Origin of the sequence: Levilactobacillus mulengensis (assembly GCF_003946045.1) — a bacterium.
Taxonomy (GTDB): domain Bacteria; phylum Bacillota; class Bacilli; order Lactobacillales; family Lactobacillaceae; genus Levilactobacillus; species Levilactobacillus mulengensis.
In genome coordinates, this window is record NZ_RHNW01000003.1 from 14,293 (window position 1) to 29,791 (window position 15,499).

The 15,499-nt window shown below is 51.5% G+C and carries 15 protein-coding genes and 2 pseudogenes; 16 read left to right on the top strand and 1 reads right to left on the bottom strand.

From position 1 onward, the window contains the following. Window positions 1–2 precede the first annotated feature (2 nt). On the bottom strand, window positions 3–872 hold the full coding sequence (locus tag EKM84_RS03960; RefSeq protein WP_225418134.1) for a hypothetical protein: 870 nt from the start codon (window positions 870–872) through the stop codon (window positions 3–5). A gap of 285 nt (window positions 873–1,157) precedes the next feature. Here EKM84_RS03960 and EKM84_RS03965 point away from each other — a divergent pair. From EKM84_RS03965 to EKM84_RS04040, 16 genes and pseudogenes are all read left to right on the top strand, one after another. Continuing rightward, window positions 1,158–1,673, top strand: a pseudogene (locus tag EKM84_RS03965) (helix-turn-helix domain-containing protein); the annotation flags it as partial. Window positions 1,674–1,858: 185 nt separating this feature from the next. Next, window positions 1,859–2,608 (top strand): DeoR/GlpR family DNA-binding transcription regulator, encoded by a 750-nt coding sequence (locus tag EKM84_RS03970; RefSeq protein ID WP_125763911.1) that lies wholly within the window; start codon window positions 1,859–1,861, stop codon window positions 2,606–2,608. A gap of 165 nt (window positions 2,609–2,773) precedes the next feature. Beyond that, window positions 2,774–3,178: a hypothetical protein gene (locus EKM84_RS03975; RefSeq protein ID WP_125763913.1), complete on the top strand. Its 405-nt coding sequence runs from the start codon at window positions 2,774–2,776 to the stop codon at window positions 3,176–3,178. A 160-nt stretch (window positions 3,179–3,338) separates the two neighbouring features. Beyond that, window positions 3,339–4,199 (top strand): SDR family oxidoreductase, encoded by an 861-nt coding sequence (locus EKM84_RS03980; RefSeq protein WP_225418135.1) that lies wholly within the window; start codon window positions 3,339–3,341, stop codon window positions 4,197–4,199. A gap of 218 nt (window positions 4,200–4,417) precedes the next feature. Continuing rightward, the gene (locus EKM84_RS03985) at window positions 4,418–6,304 is read left to right on the top strand and encodes a glycoside hydrolase family 2 TIM barrel-domain containing protein (protein ID WP_125763917.1); all 1,887 of its coding nucleotides are present in this window, start codon (window positions 4,418–4,420) and stop codon (window positions 6,302–6,304) included. Further along, entirely contained in the window at window positions 6,288–7,247 is a 960-nt protein-coding gene (locus EKM84_RS03990; protein WP_125763919.1) for a beta-galactosidase small subunit, read from the top strand. Before EKM84_RS03985 ends, EKM84_RS03990 begins: the two co-directional genes overlap by 17 nt. A 111-nt stretch (window positions 7,248–7,358) precedes the next feature. Then, window positions 7,359–7,541, top strand: coding sequence for a hypothetical protein (locus EKM84_RS03995; RefSeq protein WP_125763921.1), 183 nt, complete (start codon window positions 7,359–7,361; stop codon window positions 7,539–7,541). A gap of 197 nt (window positions 7,542–7,738) precedes the next feature. Beyond that, the gene (locus EKM84_RS04000) at window positions 7,739–8,575 is read left to right on the top strand and encodes a hypothetical protein (RefSeq protein ID WP_125763923.1); all 837 of its coding nucleotides are present in this window, start codon (window positions 7,739–7,741) and stop codon (window positions 8,573–8,575) included. A gap of 182 nt (window positions 8,576–8,757) precedes the next feature. Then, complete coding sequence (spxB, locus tag EKM84_RS04005; RefSeq protein ID WP_164511301.1) at window positions 8,758–10,518, top strand: pyruvate oxidase; 1,761 nt, start codon at window positions 8,758–8,760, stop codon at window positions 10,516–10,518. Window positions 10,519–10,702: 184 nt separating this feature from the next. Beyond that, on the top strand, window positions 10,703–11,347 hold the full coding sequence (locus EKM84_RS04010) for a TetR/AcrR family transcriptional regulator (protein ID WP_125763925.1): 645 nt from the start codon (window positions 10,703–10,705) through the stop codon (window positions 11,345–11,347). A 719-nt stretch (window positions 11,348–12,066) separates the two neighbouring features. Next, a pseudogene (locus EKM84_RS04015) lies at window positions 12,067–12,504 on the top strand (MerR family DNA-binding transcriptional regulator). A 140-nt stretch (window positions 12,505–12,644) separates the two neighbouring features. Beyond that, window positions 12,645–12,923 (top strand): hypothetical protein, encoded by a 279-nt coding sequence (locus EKM84_RS04020; RefSeq protein WP_125763927.1) that lies wholly within the window; start codon window positions 12,645–12,647, stop codon window positions 12,921–12,923. Then, complete coding sequence (locus EKM84_RS04025; RefSeq protein WP_125763930.1) at window positions 12,917–13,273, top strand: type II toxin-antitoxin system PemK/MazF family toxin; 357 nt, start codon at window positions 12,917–12,919, stop codon at window positions 13,271–13,273. Before EKM84_RS04020 ends, EKM84_RS04025 begins: the two co-directional genes overlap by 7 nt. Window positions 13,274–13,561: 288 nt before the next feature. Continuing rightward, on the top strand, window positions 13,562–14,038 hold the full coding sequence (locus EKM84_RS04030; protein ID WP_125763932.1) for a flavodoxin: 477 nt from the start codon (window positions 13,562–13,564) through the stop codon (window positions 14,036–14,038). A 60-nt stretch (window positions 14,039–14,098) separates the two neighbouring features. Next, entirely contained in the window at window positions 14,099–15,142 is a 1,044-nt protein-coding gene (locus EKM84_RS04035; RefSeq protein WP_125763934.1) for a zinc-dependent alcohol dehydrogenase family protein, read from the top strand. Window positions 15,143–15,178: 36 nt separating this feature from the next. Next, window positions 15,179–15,445 carry a helix-turn-helix domain-containing protein gene (locus tag EKM84_RS04040; RefSeq protein WP_125763936.1) on the top strand — a complete coding sequence of 89 codons (267 nt, stop codon included), beginning with the start codon at window positions 15,179–15,181 and terminating at the stop codon, window positions 15,443–15,445. Window positions 15,446–15,499: the final 54 nt, after the last annotated feature.

Here is a 15,499-nt window from a genome sequence, read left to right on the forward strand (position 1 = left end):
GCTTAATCACTGACGCCATCGTAACCAATGAACGTGTAGTAGGCCTGGCCGCCGATGCGGTAGAGACTATCAAACGTTCCCGCGGTCCCTGTCTCCGGGTTACCCTTGGTATGTTGGGGCGTGTGGAGGTTCTTTAAAGTTAATTTGTATTGGGTGTTACCCGAGTGGTGGACCCGGGTCGTCTTGACGCCCTGGACGTCGTGACTAAAGTACAGCGTCCGGTAAGGGTCGTGGAAGTCCGTCTTGGTGATTTTGGCCATGCCAACGGGTTTCTGGTAGAAGCCCAGTCCTGCGTTGGCCTTGGCATCATACTTTAGGACTTCCAGGTAGCCATCCGGGGTGACCCGGATACTCTGGCTGTCCGGTTCGATGGGGCTCAACGCCGCGTCGGCACCGCCGATGTAGAGGTCACCGTGGCTGTAGCCCGGCATGTAATCCGGGGCCTTGACCCGCTTAAACGCGGACAGCTTGGCGGTATCGGTGATGGTGGCCTGGGGATCATAGGCACTGTCGCCAGGATCAATCGTATAGCCAGCCTTGGCGCTGTTGGCCAGCGCCGCGTAACTCAGTCGGGCCAAGAACAACTGTAAGCTAGGGACCAAGTAGCTGCCGGATTTGGTCGTCGTCAGGTTCCCGGCTACCGTGATGCCGGCAGGGAGGGTGAGCTTTTGGCGAATCGGGTGGCCCGACTTGTAGGTTGGAAAGTAGGCGACCTTGACCGTCACCGGCCGGGTCGTCTGGTAGTAGGCACTGAGGTTCAAGAAGTCCGTGCTGGCCGTGTAGTCGCCGACCTTGACCAGGGCACTGGGTTTTTCAGTTTGGGCGCGGGCGGCTAGTAAGCCACTGCCGATTGCCAGGCCTAAGGCTAACAAACCGAGACTACTTTTAATGAGTTTTTTGTGGATGGGAACCGGCTCCTTTCGAAATTGCTAATACGCCTAGTATACCTGAAAAATGCGCGAAATGCACCGGAAATACGGGCTGAATCGGCGGGTTAACCCGGGTTATATTTGGCAAAATATTGGGTGATTTCTCTGACAACCAAACGGTTCGGTGTCGTACCAGAAATGTTTGGTATGATGAGGATGTTTAGAGGAGGCAGCATCATGAAAATTCGTGAAGCATTAAAGCAACAACGGGAGTAGCGACACTGGTCACAACAAGAACTCGCCGACCAACTCCAGATTTCCCGGCAATCGATTTCTAAATGGGAACGGGGAGCGGCCTTACCGAGCTTTGCCAACGTGGTCGCCATCAGCGATCTCTTTCACTTGTCCATCGACCAGCTGATTCGCGGGGACGCTGAGTTGATGACCAAGTTGACCGTTAAAAAGGACGAAGATATTGGTCCGGTGGGTCGGATTATCTATGGTGGTCTATTCTGGGGGGCCATTGGCTTTCTGATCACCTGGGCGTTGGGTATTGGTTATGAGGATGCCGCGGAGCTGGTTCAACTGCCACTGATGATTATCTTTGTGAGTTTACTACTCGCCATCTATGCCAATCAAAAGCAGCACCGAGCCCCGCTGTCTCGAACCGTCATCTGGCTAAGCATTGGGTTAATTGCGTTAATGATCCTACCGATGATTAGTATGGACGTTTCAGCTGCGATGGCAGCAATTCCGGGGAACCTCCGAGCTGGGTGGAACGCCGGTCAGCATGGGGGCTGGTAAGTTAACCCGGGTTGTAGCGGCCAGAATCTCGGGAGCCGGTCCGGGAAATTAACCCGGGTTATATTTTCCGCGACACTTAGCGTGACAGGTACCGGTCAATCCAGCCTACCGTTCTCGCCGGTTTTAGCGTAGACTAGAAGGAAAGACGACGAATTTTACTTTCTATCGAAAGGAGCTTTTTCCTAATGGCCAACGAACGGCGCGAACAGATTATTCAAATCGTGAATCAGCAGCACAAGGTGGCAGTCACCGACCTGGCTCAGCGGACCAAAGTCTCGCTGGTAACCATGCGCAAGGACCTCACGGAATTAGAAGCGGAGGGTCTCTTGCAGCGACAACACGGTTTTGCGGTGGTCAATAACCCGGATGATTTGAATTACCGGTTGGCCCAGCACCATGAGGAGAAGCAACGCATTGCGCTGGCCGCGGCTGAGTTGGTCGCCGACAACACGACCATCATGATTGAATCCGGCTCGGCCTGCGCGCTCCTAGCGGACACGTTAGGCCAGCAGGAAAAACGCGTAACCATCGTTACCAACTCCTACTATATTGCGAACTTTGTGGCGAGCTATCCGAATCTGGACGTCTTCGTTTTAGGTGGCAAGTACCAGCCGGAATCCCAGGTCGTGGTCGGGTCATTGACCAAGCAACTTCTCCAATCCTTCCACGTGGAACAGCTCTTTGTCGGCACCGATGGCTTTGATCAGACCAATGGTTTCTCGGGTGCCAACATTCTCCGGACCGAGGCGGCCCAAGAGATGGCGCAACGGGCCGATGATCTGATTGTCCTGACCGACGCCAGTAAATTTCAAAAACCCAGCTTGATTCAACAGTTTCCGCTGACCGCCGTTTCTACGGTCATTACGGATAGCGGGATTGCACCCGCAACCGCTGATTTTCTCCGCCAACACTCACTAAATTTAACAGTAGTCTAAGCACTACAGCGACGCGTTTTCTCTCAGAGGCAACGCGTTTTTTTCTGCCTGAAATTTGTGGTAGTTAATAACGGAAATTTTTAACCGGTCGGGGTATACTAATGGCGAAGACCAGTCAACGGAAGTCATAAAAAGCTGAATTGAATTCTCTTGGAGGATGAGAACATGAAAAAGTTGGGACAAATGATGGTAGTTGCCTTAACTACGGTGATGATTGGCGGGGTTGCGTCTAGTACGGCGAACGCGGCCACCTGGCACTCTGGCACCCCAAAAGCGCTGCGGGGCAATTGGCAACGGCAGTACCATGATCAGGGGGAAAAGATTGTCATGCACTTCAAAGTGAGTGCCAAGACCATCCACCTGTCACGGGTAAAGTCTGCGGAGACCTCCTGGACAAATCTAAAATACCAAAAGGTTGGTAAGAACACTTACAAACTGAAGGGGATTTATAAAAATGGGGAACTGACCGACAAGGATGCCCGCCTCCAAATCGTGACGAAAAATAAAAAGATTGAATTCAAGAATGCCTGGTCCAGTAAATACGATTACCTGGGCTGGTACCACAAATAACTGACAACTAAAAGACTGGGAAGGCCCAGTCTTTTTTAGCAGGCCGGGAAATTGGCGAAGTAAACTTGTTGACTTTAAAGTAACAGGTCACTATACTAGCCTATGTTATTTATAAAGTTACAGGTGAAAAATTAGCCAGCAGTAAATAAGGAGATAATTAATGATGAAATATGCAATTTCAGCCGCAACCGGTCGCTTTGGTCAGTTAGTCATCAATGACCTGTTAAAGACCGTCGATGCCAGTGATATCGTCGCCATCGTCCGTAACGCCAGCAAGGGACAACAGGTCTTACCGGCAGAAGTCACCGTTCGTCAAGCAGACTACAACGACGAAGCCGCTTTGAAACAAGCCTTGACGGGTATCGACCGGCTTTTGTTCATTTCATCCGTTCCCGGGGGCAAGGTTTCCCGGCAACAGCAACACGCTAACGTGATTGCTGCGGCGCAAAAGGCCGAGGTGGGCTACGTCGCCTACACCAGTTTTGCTCATGCCGATACGGCCAAGTCGCCACTGTCCGTGGATCACGTCGCCACGGAAAAACTCCTGAAGGCCAGTGGTCTGCGCTACAGCTTCCTGCGTAACGCCTGGTATTTGGAAAATGAAACCAACTATCTGAAGGCCGGTGTTCATGGTCAAAACGCGGTTTATGCGGCGGGGCATGGGAAAATCAGCTTTGCACTCGAACGGGAATATGCCGAAGGTACCGCACGGGTCATGACGATGGCGGACCCCAAGGCCGTTTACGAATTCGGTGGGGAACCCCGGACCTACGCGGACCTGGCAGAAACCCTGTGGAAGGTGACTGGGAAGTCCTTCACCTTTAAGAGCGTGGATGACGCGACCTACCGGGAATCCCTGGCGGCAGCGGGCATGGCCCCAGAGATGGTTGAGGTGTTGTCGTCGATGCAAGCCATGATGCGCGAGGGTGAGCTGGATGTCGAATCTAGTGATCTACCCGACGTCTTAGGCCGGCAATTGACGACCTTCCCCGATGCCATTCATGAAATCTTGCGGCGTTAGGCTAGGGGACTTGCCGTAGCGGCTAGTCATAAACAAATAGTTAAACGCAAGTCGATTGGCCCGGATGGTCGGTCGGCTTTTTTCGTGCCATTACGAACCAATTTAACTAAAATCAATTCAGTCACTTCCTCAATTACAATTAAATCTTTCTTCACTGGCATCTGAGCATATCTGTTGTATAATAACTAATGTAAGCGTTTTAAAAAGGAGGAAGACTTTTGAAAGCAGAAATTTCATGGCTGGATGATCCCCAAACTTTTCGGATCAATCAGTTACCCGCTCACAGCGACCACCGCGGTTACGCCACGGTCGCCGAAGCCGCTGCTCAGCAGAGTAGTCTGGTTCAAAGCCTTGATGGTACCTGGGAATTTGCCTTTGCGAAGGACCCCCAGCACCGTCCCGTGGGCTTCTATGAACCCGATTACGACCGCTCTGATTTCGACCGATTAGCCGTTCCGGGTCACATCGAACTTGCTGGTTACGGCCAGATTCAATACATCAACACGGCCTATCCTTGGGAGGGCAAGCATTATCGCCGGCCCGCCTACAGCATGGGTGCTGACCGCCCCGAAAAAGGGATGTTCAGTACCGACCCAGAAAATACGGTGGGGGCTTACGTGAAGCACTTTACCCTGAATTCCGAGCTGGAAGACCAACGCGTTAGCATTGAATTTGACGGGGTCGAACAGGCCATGTACCTGTGGTTGAACGGGCACTTCGTGGGGTATGCGGAAGACAGTTTCAGCCGGGCCGAATTCGACATGACACCGTATCTGCAAGACGGCGACAACGTGTTGGCCGTCGAAGTCTTTAAGCACAGCACGGCCGCCTTCCTCGAGGACCAGGATATGTTCCGCTTCTCCGGGATTTTCCGCAGCGTGCGCCTGGTTGCCAAGCCGGCCCTCCACGTGGAGGACATGACAATCCAATCTGGGGTCGACGATGCCTTCACGACCGGTGATTTCAAATTAAACCTGAAGCTTTCCGCCGCTGACCAACTGACGGGGTCCGTTCACGTCAGTTTAATGGATGACAGTGGCCAGCCACTCTGGACGGCCGAGGCCGCCGCATCCGCCGAGCTTGACTTAGCCACGACGGTCAACCACGTTCATCTGTGGAACCACCACGACCCGTACCTGTATCAATTGCAAATTGAATTGCGCGATGCTACAGGCAAGCTGGTCGAAGTCGTCCCTTACCAGGTCGGTTTCCGCCGAATCGAACTAAAAGACAAGATTATGCAATTAAATGGGCAACGCCTGGTCATCAACGGGGTCAACCGGCACGAGTGGGATGCCCACCGTGGTCGGGCCGTCACCGCCGCCGACATGGCGCATGACATGCAGGTCTTCCACGACAATCACATCAACGCCGTACGGACCTGCCACTACCCGGACCAGGATGCTTGGTACCACCTGTGTGACCGCAACGGGATCTACATGATGGCCGAAAACAACTTGGAAACCCACGGGACTTGGCAAAAAATGGGGGCCGTTGAACCCTCCTACAACGTGCCAGGCAGCCTGCCACAATGGCAATTGGCCGTCCTTGACCGTGCCAAGAGCAATTACGAAATGTTCAAGAATCACCCCGCCGTTTTATTCTGGTCACTGGGGAACGAATCCTACGCCGGCGACGATATCGCTGCCATGGACAAGTTCTACCATGACGCCGACTCAACGCGGTTGACCCACTACGAAGGCGTTTGCCGTAACCGGGTCTACGCTGACCGTATTTCCGACATGGAAAGTATGATGTACGATCCGCCACGGGCGATTGAAGACTATCTGCAAAATGATCCCGACAAGCCATTCGTAAACTGTGAATACATGCATGACATGGGGAATTCCATTGGTGGGATGAACAGTTACATTGACTTGATCGATAAGTACCCAATGTATCAGGGTGGCTTCATTTGGGATTACATCGACCAGGCACTTTGGACGCAAGACGAAGTGACCGGTCAGCCCGTTCTTCGCTACGGTGGGGACTTTGATGACCGCCATTCCGACTACGAATTCTCCGGCGACGGCCTGCTCTTTGCCGACCGGACGCCGAAACCAGCACTACAGGAGGTGGACTACTACTATGGCCAACACGACTAAATTAAACGTGATTTACGGCGACGTGACGCTAGGACTCAGCGGTCCTGGTTTCCACTACATCTTTGCCTACGACCGTGGCGGCCTCGAGTCGCTGGTGCGCTATGGCAAGGAATGGCTGTACCGGACGCCGAAGCCAGCCTTCTGGCGCGCGACGACCGATAATGACCGTGGGAACGGCTTTTCCACAACCTCGGCGACATGGTTAGGGGCCGACATGTTTAGCACCTGCACCCAAATTGACGTGGCCGTGGATGGTCAAGCGACTCCACTGCCAATCGCGCCGGAAAATAACAAGTACTCTGATCACGAGACGGCCGAGACCGTTGCCATCACCTTTACCTACACCACACCAACCGTTCCCGCAACCACGGTGACCGTTGAATACGTGGTCGACGCGACCGGGAAAATGACCGTCAACACCCACTATAACGGGGCTGTCGGCTTACCCGAACTGCCCGTCCTGGGCTTGCGGTTCGTGATGCCAACGACGGCGACTGGCTTTGACTATCAGGGTCTCTCGGGCGAAACCTATCCCGACCGGCTAGCTGGTGGCAAGCCGGGGACCTATCACGTAGACGGCCTGCCCGTGACGCCCTATATGGTGCCGCAGGAGTGTGGCATGCACATGGGCAATGACTGGGTCAAGGTGACGCGGGCCACGACGCAAAATAACGCCGACCCGGATCACCAACCGTTCAGCCTGACGTTCCAGCAAAATGGGCATCCGTTTGCCTTTAGCTGCCTGCCGTACACGCCAGAGGAACTGGAAAATGCGACCCACATCGAGGAACTGCCGTTAGCGCGGCGGACGGTCCTGACCGTTTACGGGGCCACCCGTGGCGTTGGGGGCATCGATAGCTGGGGCGCCGACGTTGAACCGCAATATCACGTTGCGGGGGACATCGACCACGACTTCAGCTTCGCCATTGCTGGCGTTGAATAACTAGACAAATATGAGAGAACCGACCGAGATGTTTGGGGTCGGTTCTTTTTGGTTGCACTTGTTTAGCTGGCTAGTATGATTCAGGTAGTGATTAGGTTAGGAGTGAGCAGTGTGAGACGGTCAAAAGATAAAACTGGTGGCAGACAGCCAGTCAAACCCAGCGTCTATTCTGAATCAGAATTAGATCCAGTGTTTATCGCGATGATTAAGAAGAGACTGTTGTCTGCGGCGTCGCAGCCGGATTTGACAGAGACACAATTAGCTGAGCTACTGGACCAGCAATTTGGGAAATAAGCGATAGATTTTCAAATAGTTTTGAACCGACAATTACTGTAAATCACGAGTGGTAATTGTCGGTTTTTCTATAAATTCAGCATAATCAAGTGAGCCCCTAAGGTTGAATGGTAATTTCAACCTTAGGGGCTTATGATTAAGCGTAATTTGAAAAATAGGTGGGACGGTAAACGGTCTCTGGAAACGAGTGTTTAGTAATGAAGAGAAAAATCGCGTTAGGGCTGATTGCCTTGCTGGCTTTGATGCTGGCGGCTTGTGGGCATCAGGCGACTAATCGACAGAGTCAGCGTGCCAGTGGCGATGAAATAGCATTTGGTAGAACTGGGCAAACGGCGAAGAGCCAGGTTTGGTACGGCATTAAGGGAACCGCGCAACCGAGTTCAAGGTCGACGTTGACCTCGGTAACGATCACCCAGAATGGCAAGGCCACCTCGTTTCAAGTTCCCGCTTCGTTCACCGTAAAGGACGTCGCTAAGCTATCCGTCAAACAGTTGAAGCAAAAGGGGACGGCAATGGCGAAGCAGACATTTATCCGAAAACGCCAAGCCGTGCTCACGTCAATTAAGGGGGCTTTGGCTGCGGAGAAAAAGATTTTGAAGACTGACCAAAACGCTACCGTTGTTAGTTATGCGGCGGTGAAGATGGATAGACGGATCATCGCCAATTATCAACGGCTGTTGGCGCGTACGGCGCAGACCAAATTTAAAAAGCCCCGACCCTTGCCGTTTGCCGTAGCGGTCGTGAAAAAAGCGGGCCGCGTCAAACAGGAAATGATTAAGGTTGAGAGTTATGCTTTTACAGGCGCAGTCAATAACCCCAACAATCAGTCACTTAACTACCAAAAAACCAGCCGCAAAATCTTCCCTAGGCCGTACACGCAGACGTCGCCCAAGGCTGTCAAAATTGGGAATGACTACTTTGGCTACTACCGTTACGCGGTGGGCAATGATTCGGGGTATGCCCTGACCAAGGTTGCGGGGCCCAGCGCCAACGTAAAATTTGATACGACCTCAATTAAAGGCCAAACGGGGTAGCTAGCTCGCGTTTGACCGGTTTTCACTGTAAGCGGTTGCTGTGAAATTAGTCACTAACAAAAAGTAAGTAGAATTACTGGCTTTTCCCCCAAGAGTAGACTATGCTGTCACTGTTAAGTAAGTTTGAGGCATTTCGACCAAGATTTGTTAGCCGCGATGACCATTAAGGAGTGCGAGTGATTATGGCAAAAATGATTGCAGGACAAGCGCTAGTTAAGGTTTTAGAAGCATGGGATGTGAACCACATTTACGGCATTCCCGGTGGGTCAATTAACCATACTGTGGAAGGTCTGTATTTAGAAAAGGATCACATCGATTATATTCAGGTCCGTCACGAAGAAGTCGGGGCCTTAGCCGCCGCGGCTGACGCCAAGTTCACCGGTAAGATCGGTGTGGCCTTTGGGTCTGCGGGACCTGGTGCCACGCACCTCTTCAATGGCTTGTACGATGCCAAAATGGACCATGTCCCCGTTTTGGCCCTGGTCGGCCAAGTTCCTCAGGCTGCGATGAACACGAACTACTTCCAAGAAATGGACGAGACGCCAATGTTTAGCGACGTGGCCGTCTACAACCGCACGGCCACCACGGCGGAACAACTGCCTTATGTGGTCAACCAAGCCATTCGTGAAGCTTACCGCCAAAAGGGCCCAGCCGTGGTCATCATTCCTGAAGACCTGGCTGCCACCGAAATTGACTATGAACCCGTCAAGACGCCCAACGTTGTCTCCAATACGTTTAGCGAAACCATCGATCCAGCAGCAGTGACTGCGACCATGAAATTACTCAAGGCCGCTAAGCACCCGTTGATCTACGCGGGCCGCGGCTTGCTCGGTGCCCGGGACGAACTGGTTAAGTTTAGCGAACAATTTAATATCCCAGTGATCAACACGGTGCCCGCTACCGGGGTGATTCCCACGAACCATCCGAATGCTATCGGGACGTTTGGTCGTTTGGGGTCCAAGTCCGGTTTTGAAGCCTTACAACACACGGACCTGATTCTCTTCATGGGTTCCGAATTCCCCTTCGCCCAGTTCTGGCCAAAGGATATTAAGATCATTCAAGTGAACGATAATTCGTTTGATATTGGTAAAATGGTGCCGGTCGATTACGCGGTCATCAGTGATGCTAAGAGTTACCTGCAGGTCATGATTGACACGGGTGAGACGCTGCCAGAAACGACTTGGCTCACGGCTAACCGGCAAAACAAGGCTAACTGGAATCAGTGGCTCGATCAATTGGCCGCCGATGACAGTCATGGCTTAGCGCCAGAAGCCGTGACCAAGAAGATTGCGTCCATGGTCGGTCCCAAGGATACTTACGGGGTCGATACCGGGAACGTATCCGAATGGGCCGTTCGTGGCTTGCCGATGGATCAGGACCAACGCTTCGCCTTATCTGGTTTGTTTGCCACGATGGGCTACGGTCTGCCAGCCGGGTTAGCCGGGGCGTTAAGCGTGCCCGACGCCCAATCCTGGTCACTGTCCGGGGATGGGGGCTTTGCGATGGTCGCGCCCGATATCATTACCGAAGTGCGTTATCAATTGCCCGTCATCAACGTGGTCTTCAGCAACCGGCGCTTCGGCTTCATTTACCGGGAACAGGTCGACACGAAACAACACCTGTACGGGGTCGATTTGACCGATGCCGACTGGGCTAAGGTGGGCGAAGGCCTGGGTGCGATTGGCTTCACGGTCACTAACAACCAAGAGGTCGAAACAGTCTTTGATCAAATCAAGGATCTGCAGGCCAAGGGTAACCGCAAGCCAATCGTGGTCAACGCCGTCATCAAGGACGACGACCCGATCGGCACGGCCTTCATGCCACTGGATGCTAAGCTTTACGGCCAAGACGCCGTGGATGCCTACGCCAAGGAAACTCACATCGACCTGAAAGCACAACCTGCTTTAGGTGAATTACTGCGGGCCCAGGGCGACAACTTGTAACTTAAATCTGAAATGACAAAAAGGCGAGTTCCCTGATAGTTGGGGCTCGCATTTTTTTGCGTTAGGTCACTAATTGATGAGCGTTAAGAGGTTTGACCACTTGTTTAAGAAATTTAGACAAATAGCATAGTCAGTAGTCTAACTAGTTGACAAATGTTATTCTAGACATAGAGGAGTTGAACCCATGATTAACCAAAAAGAGCTAACCATTAAATTAAATCACGTCATTTTGATTCAAGGTTTCCAGAAACTATCCATGAGTAAGCTCGCCACGGCGGTCGGCATCAGCCGGGCCAGTCTTTACTTGTATTTTAAAAATAAGGACGATATCGTCCAGGCGGTGGTGGACCGTCAGCTGAAATTCATCGCCGAACATCCCGTACCCAAGCAGTTTTCCCCGGCAACCTTCCTGCCGATTTGGCTCGATTCGCTGTTACTGATGGGCGCAACGACCACCACGTTTACGACCGACCTGCGCAAGGGCTACCCGGAATTGTCTGCCACGTTCACGGCGGCCTACCACGACTACTTTGACCAGTTGCGGCTCTACGTGGGGCAAGCGCAAACCAGTCAGTTTATTTTTGACCTGTACACACCAGACTACGTGATTTTTCAGGCAGAAACGCTGATTCGTGGGGTGCTGAATCAGGTCCGTAACCGGCAATTGTCGCTGGACCAGGCTGGCGAGTACCTAGAGTCTACGCTACATTTCCAACTAGCCGGCTTGTTAGTTCCCAGTAGCCAGGCGCAACTAGATGTGAAGCAGGTCGCGGGGTTCGAGGCGACGGTGCTACGCGAATTCCGCGAGACCTACGCTTTGATTGTGTAACGGTCAAATGGTGGTGTAACTTACGCCTCCGGGTTGGTGAAAATAAGGCGGGACGCTGTGGGCGAACGCCGGGAGCCAAGAATCGGTCTCCGGGCTTACTTTGAGCCGCTGGGGAGCGCGTCTCAAAGCTATCAGTTCTCTAAGCGGTAAACCGCTAAGATAACTCCCACGGCTGACCTTATTTTCACCAACCCTGCGGCTCACACTGGTTGAGACCGCTACGCAATAAGTTGGCAACCGTCTACTATTAATTAAAATCAGGTGGGACGCTGCCCGTTCCCACCTTGATCTGCCTCTGGTCGCTCTTATAGGTTGGTGTATTTTCACTACACACTGGTTATGACCATTCCATAATAAGTTGGTCATCTTTTATTACCATTTAGCATAGCACCACAGTCACTAACATTTAGGGCTGTGGTGCTTGTTGCGTCAAGGATAGAGTATCCCGTAGAATTCCTAGAACTCGGCCAATGTTGGTAACCGGTGTGCCTAAGAATTAGTGAAAGGTCATTTATTTTGAAAAAGTTCACCATTTTCCTTGCCTTAAAGTGCACATCAAGGGGTAACCTAGGGTCATTCAGTTGTGAGTCACTAAGTTGCCAAGCAGATCGAACGCTGCTTGGCTCAGACAAAGGAGTCTTAATATGCGTAAAAAAGTTATGATTTTAGCCGCTAACGGGCAAATCGCCCGGCTATTAAGCCGAAGGAGCTAAAATAACATGAACATTAAAGAAGCCAGTGAAAAAACGGGGGTCTCCTCCGCAGCCATTCGTTACTACGAAAAGGAATCCCTGATTCCCGCCATTGATCGGACGCCGGTGGGCAACCGGGATATTGACGACCGGATTATTCGGCGGATTCGCTTCGTGACGCAGATGTGAGCCGCGGGGATGAGCATTGAAAATCTCCGTCGTTACATTCAATTATTTGATGCGCAAGAAGATAACGCCAAGGAACAAAAGGCGCTCTTACAGGAACAACTAGGAGTCATGGAAGAAAAGCGCGACGACCTCCAAGCGGCCATCGACCACCTGAATTACAAGCTCAATCACTTCTATGATCACATGGAATCTACCGAGGAAGAATTGCGGGCATTGGAGCGTGAGCATGCTGATAAGGTTGCCAAGCAAGATGATGGAAGCAACCGCAATTTTTAAATGATCAGTAGATGGCGCGGTTAGTAAGGTTCTCCGAGAGAGTGAAGGCTTCATTAACTTGTACAGTTTCTACTGAGCATTTATCTTGTGTTTATAGGGGCCTCCGTATATACTAAGATATACGAAAGGGGCGCTGAAAAATGATGAAAAGTAAGACAGATGAACATGTTATTGGCGAATATGAAACCAGAAAGATAGGCCACTCATTGGTTTTGACGGTGCCTAAAAAGGCTGGCATAGCCGAGAAAGAAAAATATCTGCTAGTAAAAAAGGATGACGGCTCTTTAGAGTATCGGCCAGTACAAACCAATCCTTGGCACAATGGGGATTATGATGATATTGATTTTGAAAAGATTAATCAAGAACTTGGAAGTATTGATAATGGATCACCGGTTGGCAAGGAGAATGTTGAATGGTGACCTTAAAGCAAGGTGACATTGTTTTTATTGATGCGGAACCGCATGCAGGACACGAAGAGGGTGGACATGATCCACAGCGAGGAAATATTCGTCGGCCACTGGTTGTGTTATCAAATGATGCTTATAATAGCCGGACTAAGATGATTGTTGGGATGCCTATTACCTCTAAAATAATTAATAATCGGCGGATATTTTTACCAATTGCTGATCAAGGTAGTGGTGTTAAGGGATCTGTCATTACTTACATGATTCCGAATTACGATTATGTAGCTAGACATGCGGAAGTTGTTGGTAAGGTTAAGCCCAATATATTAAGCGAGCTACTTAGGCGAGCGCAGAATATATTCTGAGTTTATGACTTTGTGTAAGAGTGGTTAGTAGATCTCAATGATAGCTAATCTGATTTTTGATGAGTAGAAATTAAGGTGTCTGGGACAAGTCCCAGGCCTTTTTTCTATCTGAGTTTATGACTGAGATATTTGTTAAAAGACAGCAGTTTGCTTGAAATGTCTGTCACTTACTTTTCAGAAAAGGTTACTTTAAAGTGGGTTCAAAAAGATTCGGAAATTTTCCTTGCCTTCAAGTAACTGTAAGGTCGTATCCTAGAGATAACAAATTAGCAAAAAGGGGATTTTAGTATGGCCACAAAAGTGTTGATCGTTGATTATTCATGGTCCGGGAATACCGCTAAGCTAGCAACGGCATTGCAACGAGTGACGGGTGCGACGCAGGTTGAGCTGACCGTTCCAGCCGGGACCTTTCCTCAGGATATGTACGCGACTTCAGATGTGGCGAATCAGCAACTTGCCAGCGGGGACTTGCCGGAATTAACCAGCAAACTGCCCGACCTCGCGGAGTTTGACACGATTCTGGTTGGCGGTCCCGTTTGGTCGGGCAAGGTGGCCACGCCAGTCCGCAGCTTGTTGCGGCAACTCGCCACCTATACTGGCACGCTGGCCCCGTTTTACACGGACGCCGGGACACCGGACGATTATGAAGCCGACTTCGCCAGTCTAGCCCCACAAGCAAACGTGGTCCCCGGTCTCGGCCTGACCGCGGGTGACTTGGCCACGGCGGACCAGCCGTTGACGACCTGGTGGGATAGCTTTAAGTAGCTGAAGGTAACTGAAAAGGGTAAACTAATCACAGTTAGAAAAATATTGGAGGATGACCCAATGAAAACAGCAGTCTTCGTTGAACCGGGCAAAGTAGAAGTCCAAGAATTACCCAAGCCAACCGTCAAGAATCCCACAGACGCCGTCTTGAAAATCGTGCGTGCCTGTGTCTGTGGTTCCGACCTCTGGTGGTACCGCGGCATTAACGACCGCCAAAAGAATACGCCAGTCGGCCATGAAGCCATTGGTATCGTGGAAACGGTTGGGAGCGACGTCACCAACGTCCAGCCCGGTGACTTTGTCATTGCACCGTTCACCCACGGTTGTGGCCATTGTGCGGCTTGTTTAGCCGGCTTCGATGGTGACTGTGAAAATGCCCGGACCGACGATGAAGTCGTGGGCTACCAGGGTGAATACTTACGGTTTAAGAACGCTGACTGGGCCTTGGTCAAGGTTCCGGGTCAGCCCAGTGATTACTCCGACGCCCAACTGAACGACCTATTAACGCTGGCCGATGTCATGGTGACCGGCTACCACGCCGCTGCGACCGCCGAAGTCAAAGACGGCGACACGGTTGTCGTGATGGGCGACGGTGCCGTGGGCTTGTGTGGTGTGATTGCGGCTAAATTACGGGGCGCCAAGCGCATCATCGCCATGAGTCGGCACGCCGACCGTCAAGCCTTAGCCACGGAATTTGGCGCGACTGATATCGTTGCCGAACGGGGCGATGACGCGGTTAAACGTGTGATGGACCTGACCGATGGCGCCGGGGCTGACGCCGTGCTCGAATGTGTTGGGACGACACAATCCGTTGAAACGGCGGTGAAGGTTGCCCGTGCCGGGGCCGTGGTGGGCCGCGTCGGGGTTCCTCAGAAAGCTGAAATGAACACCAACAACTTATTCTGGAAGAACATCGGCCTGCGCGGCGGGATTGCTTCCGTCACGACTTACGACCGAGCTGTCTTGCTGGACGCCGTTTTGAAAGGTGAGATCCACCCAGGGAAGGTCTTCACGAAGCGCTTTGACCTCGATCACGTGGCCGATGCCTATGCCGCTATGGATAAGCGGGAAGCCATTAAATCATTGTTAGTGATTAGTGAGTAATGATTATAGATGTTAAGGCCATCAGAGGAGAAAATCATGAAAATTGATGATTTGATTCAAGAGGAGTTGAAAGACCCTGAATTTGCTGCAGCCTACCGCGATGAGGGCGAGCTCTTGGATACAGCAATGGCACTCTATCATGCCAGAGAATCAGCGGGGTTAACACAGGCTGAACTTGCAGAGCGTGCGGCAACAACTCAGGCAACCATTGCGCGGATTGAGCGAGGAGATAATGTTTCCTTTGTTAAGTATGCCCAGATTGCGCATGCCTTAGGTAAGCGTTTGAAAGTTAGTTTTGAGTAAAACATTTTGAAACTTACGAATTGGCTTATAGTAATTGATTCTTAATTATTAATA

Excerpts from the sequence above, each read along its gene's own strand:
- EKM84_RS03970 (WP_125763911.1), top strand. The coding sequence starts at position 1,859 with ATGGCCAACGAACGGCGCGAACAGATTATTCAAATCGTGAATCAGCAG.
- EKM84_RS04035 (WP_125763934.1), top strand. The coding sequence starts at position 14,099 with ATGAAAACAGCAGTCTTCGTTGAACCGGGCAAAGTAGAAGTCCAAGAA.
- EKM84_RS03990 (WP_125763919.1), top strand. The coding sequence starts at position 6,288 with ATGGCCAACACGACTAAATTAAACGTGATTTACGGCGACGTGACGCTA.
- spxB (WP_164511301.1), top strand. The coding sequence starts at position 8,758 with ATGGCAAAAATGATTGCAGGACAAGCGCTAGTTAAGGTTTTAGAAGCA.
- EKM84_RS04010 (WP_125763925.1), top strand. The coding sequence starts at position 10,703 with ATGATTAACCAAAAAGAGCTAACCATTAAATTAAATCACGTCATTTTG.
- EKM84_RS04000 (WP_125763923.1), top strand. The coding sequence starts at position 7,739 with ATGAAGAGAAAAATCGCGTTAGGGCTGATTGCCTTGCTGGCTTTGATG.
- EKM84_RS04040 (WP_125763936.1), top strand. The coding sequence starts at position 15,179 with ATGAAAATTGATGATTTGATTCAAGAGGAGTTGAAAGACCCTGAATTT.
- EKM84_RS04030 (WP_125763932.1), top strand. The coding sequence starts at position 13,562 with ATGGCCACAAAAGTGTTGATCGTTGATTATTCATGGTCCGGGAATACC.
- EKM84_RS04020 (WP_125763927.1), top strand. The coding sequence starts at position 12,645 with ATGATGAAAAGTAAGACAGATGAACATGTTATTGGCGAATATGAAACC.
- EKM84_RS03980 (WP_225418135.1), top strand. The coding sequence starts at position 3,339 with ATGATGAAATATGCAATTTCAGCCGCAACCGGTCGCTTTGGTCAGTTA.
- EKM84_RS04025 (WP_125763930.1), top strand. The coding sequence starts at position 12,917 with ATGGTGACCTTAAAGCAAGGTGACATTGTTTTTATTGATGCGGAACCG.
- EKM84_RS03975 (WP_125763913.1), top strand. The coding sequence starts at position 2,774 with ATGAAAAAGTTGGGACAAATGATGGTAGTTGCCTTAACTACGGTGATG.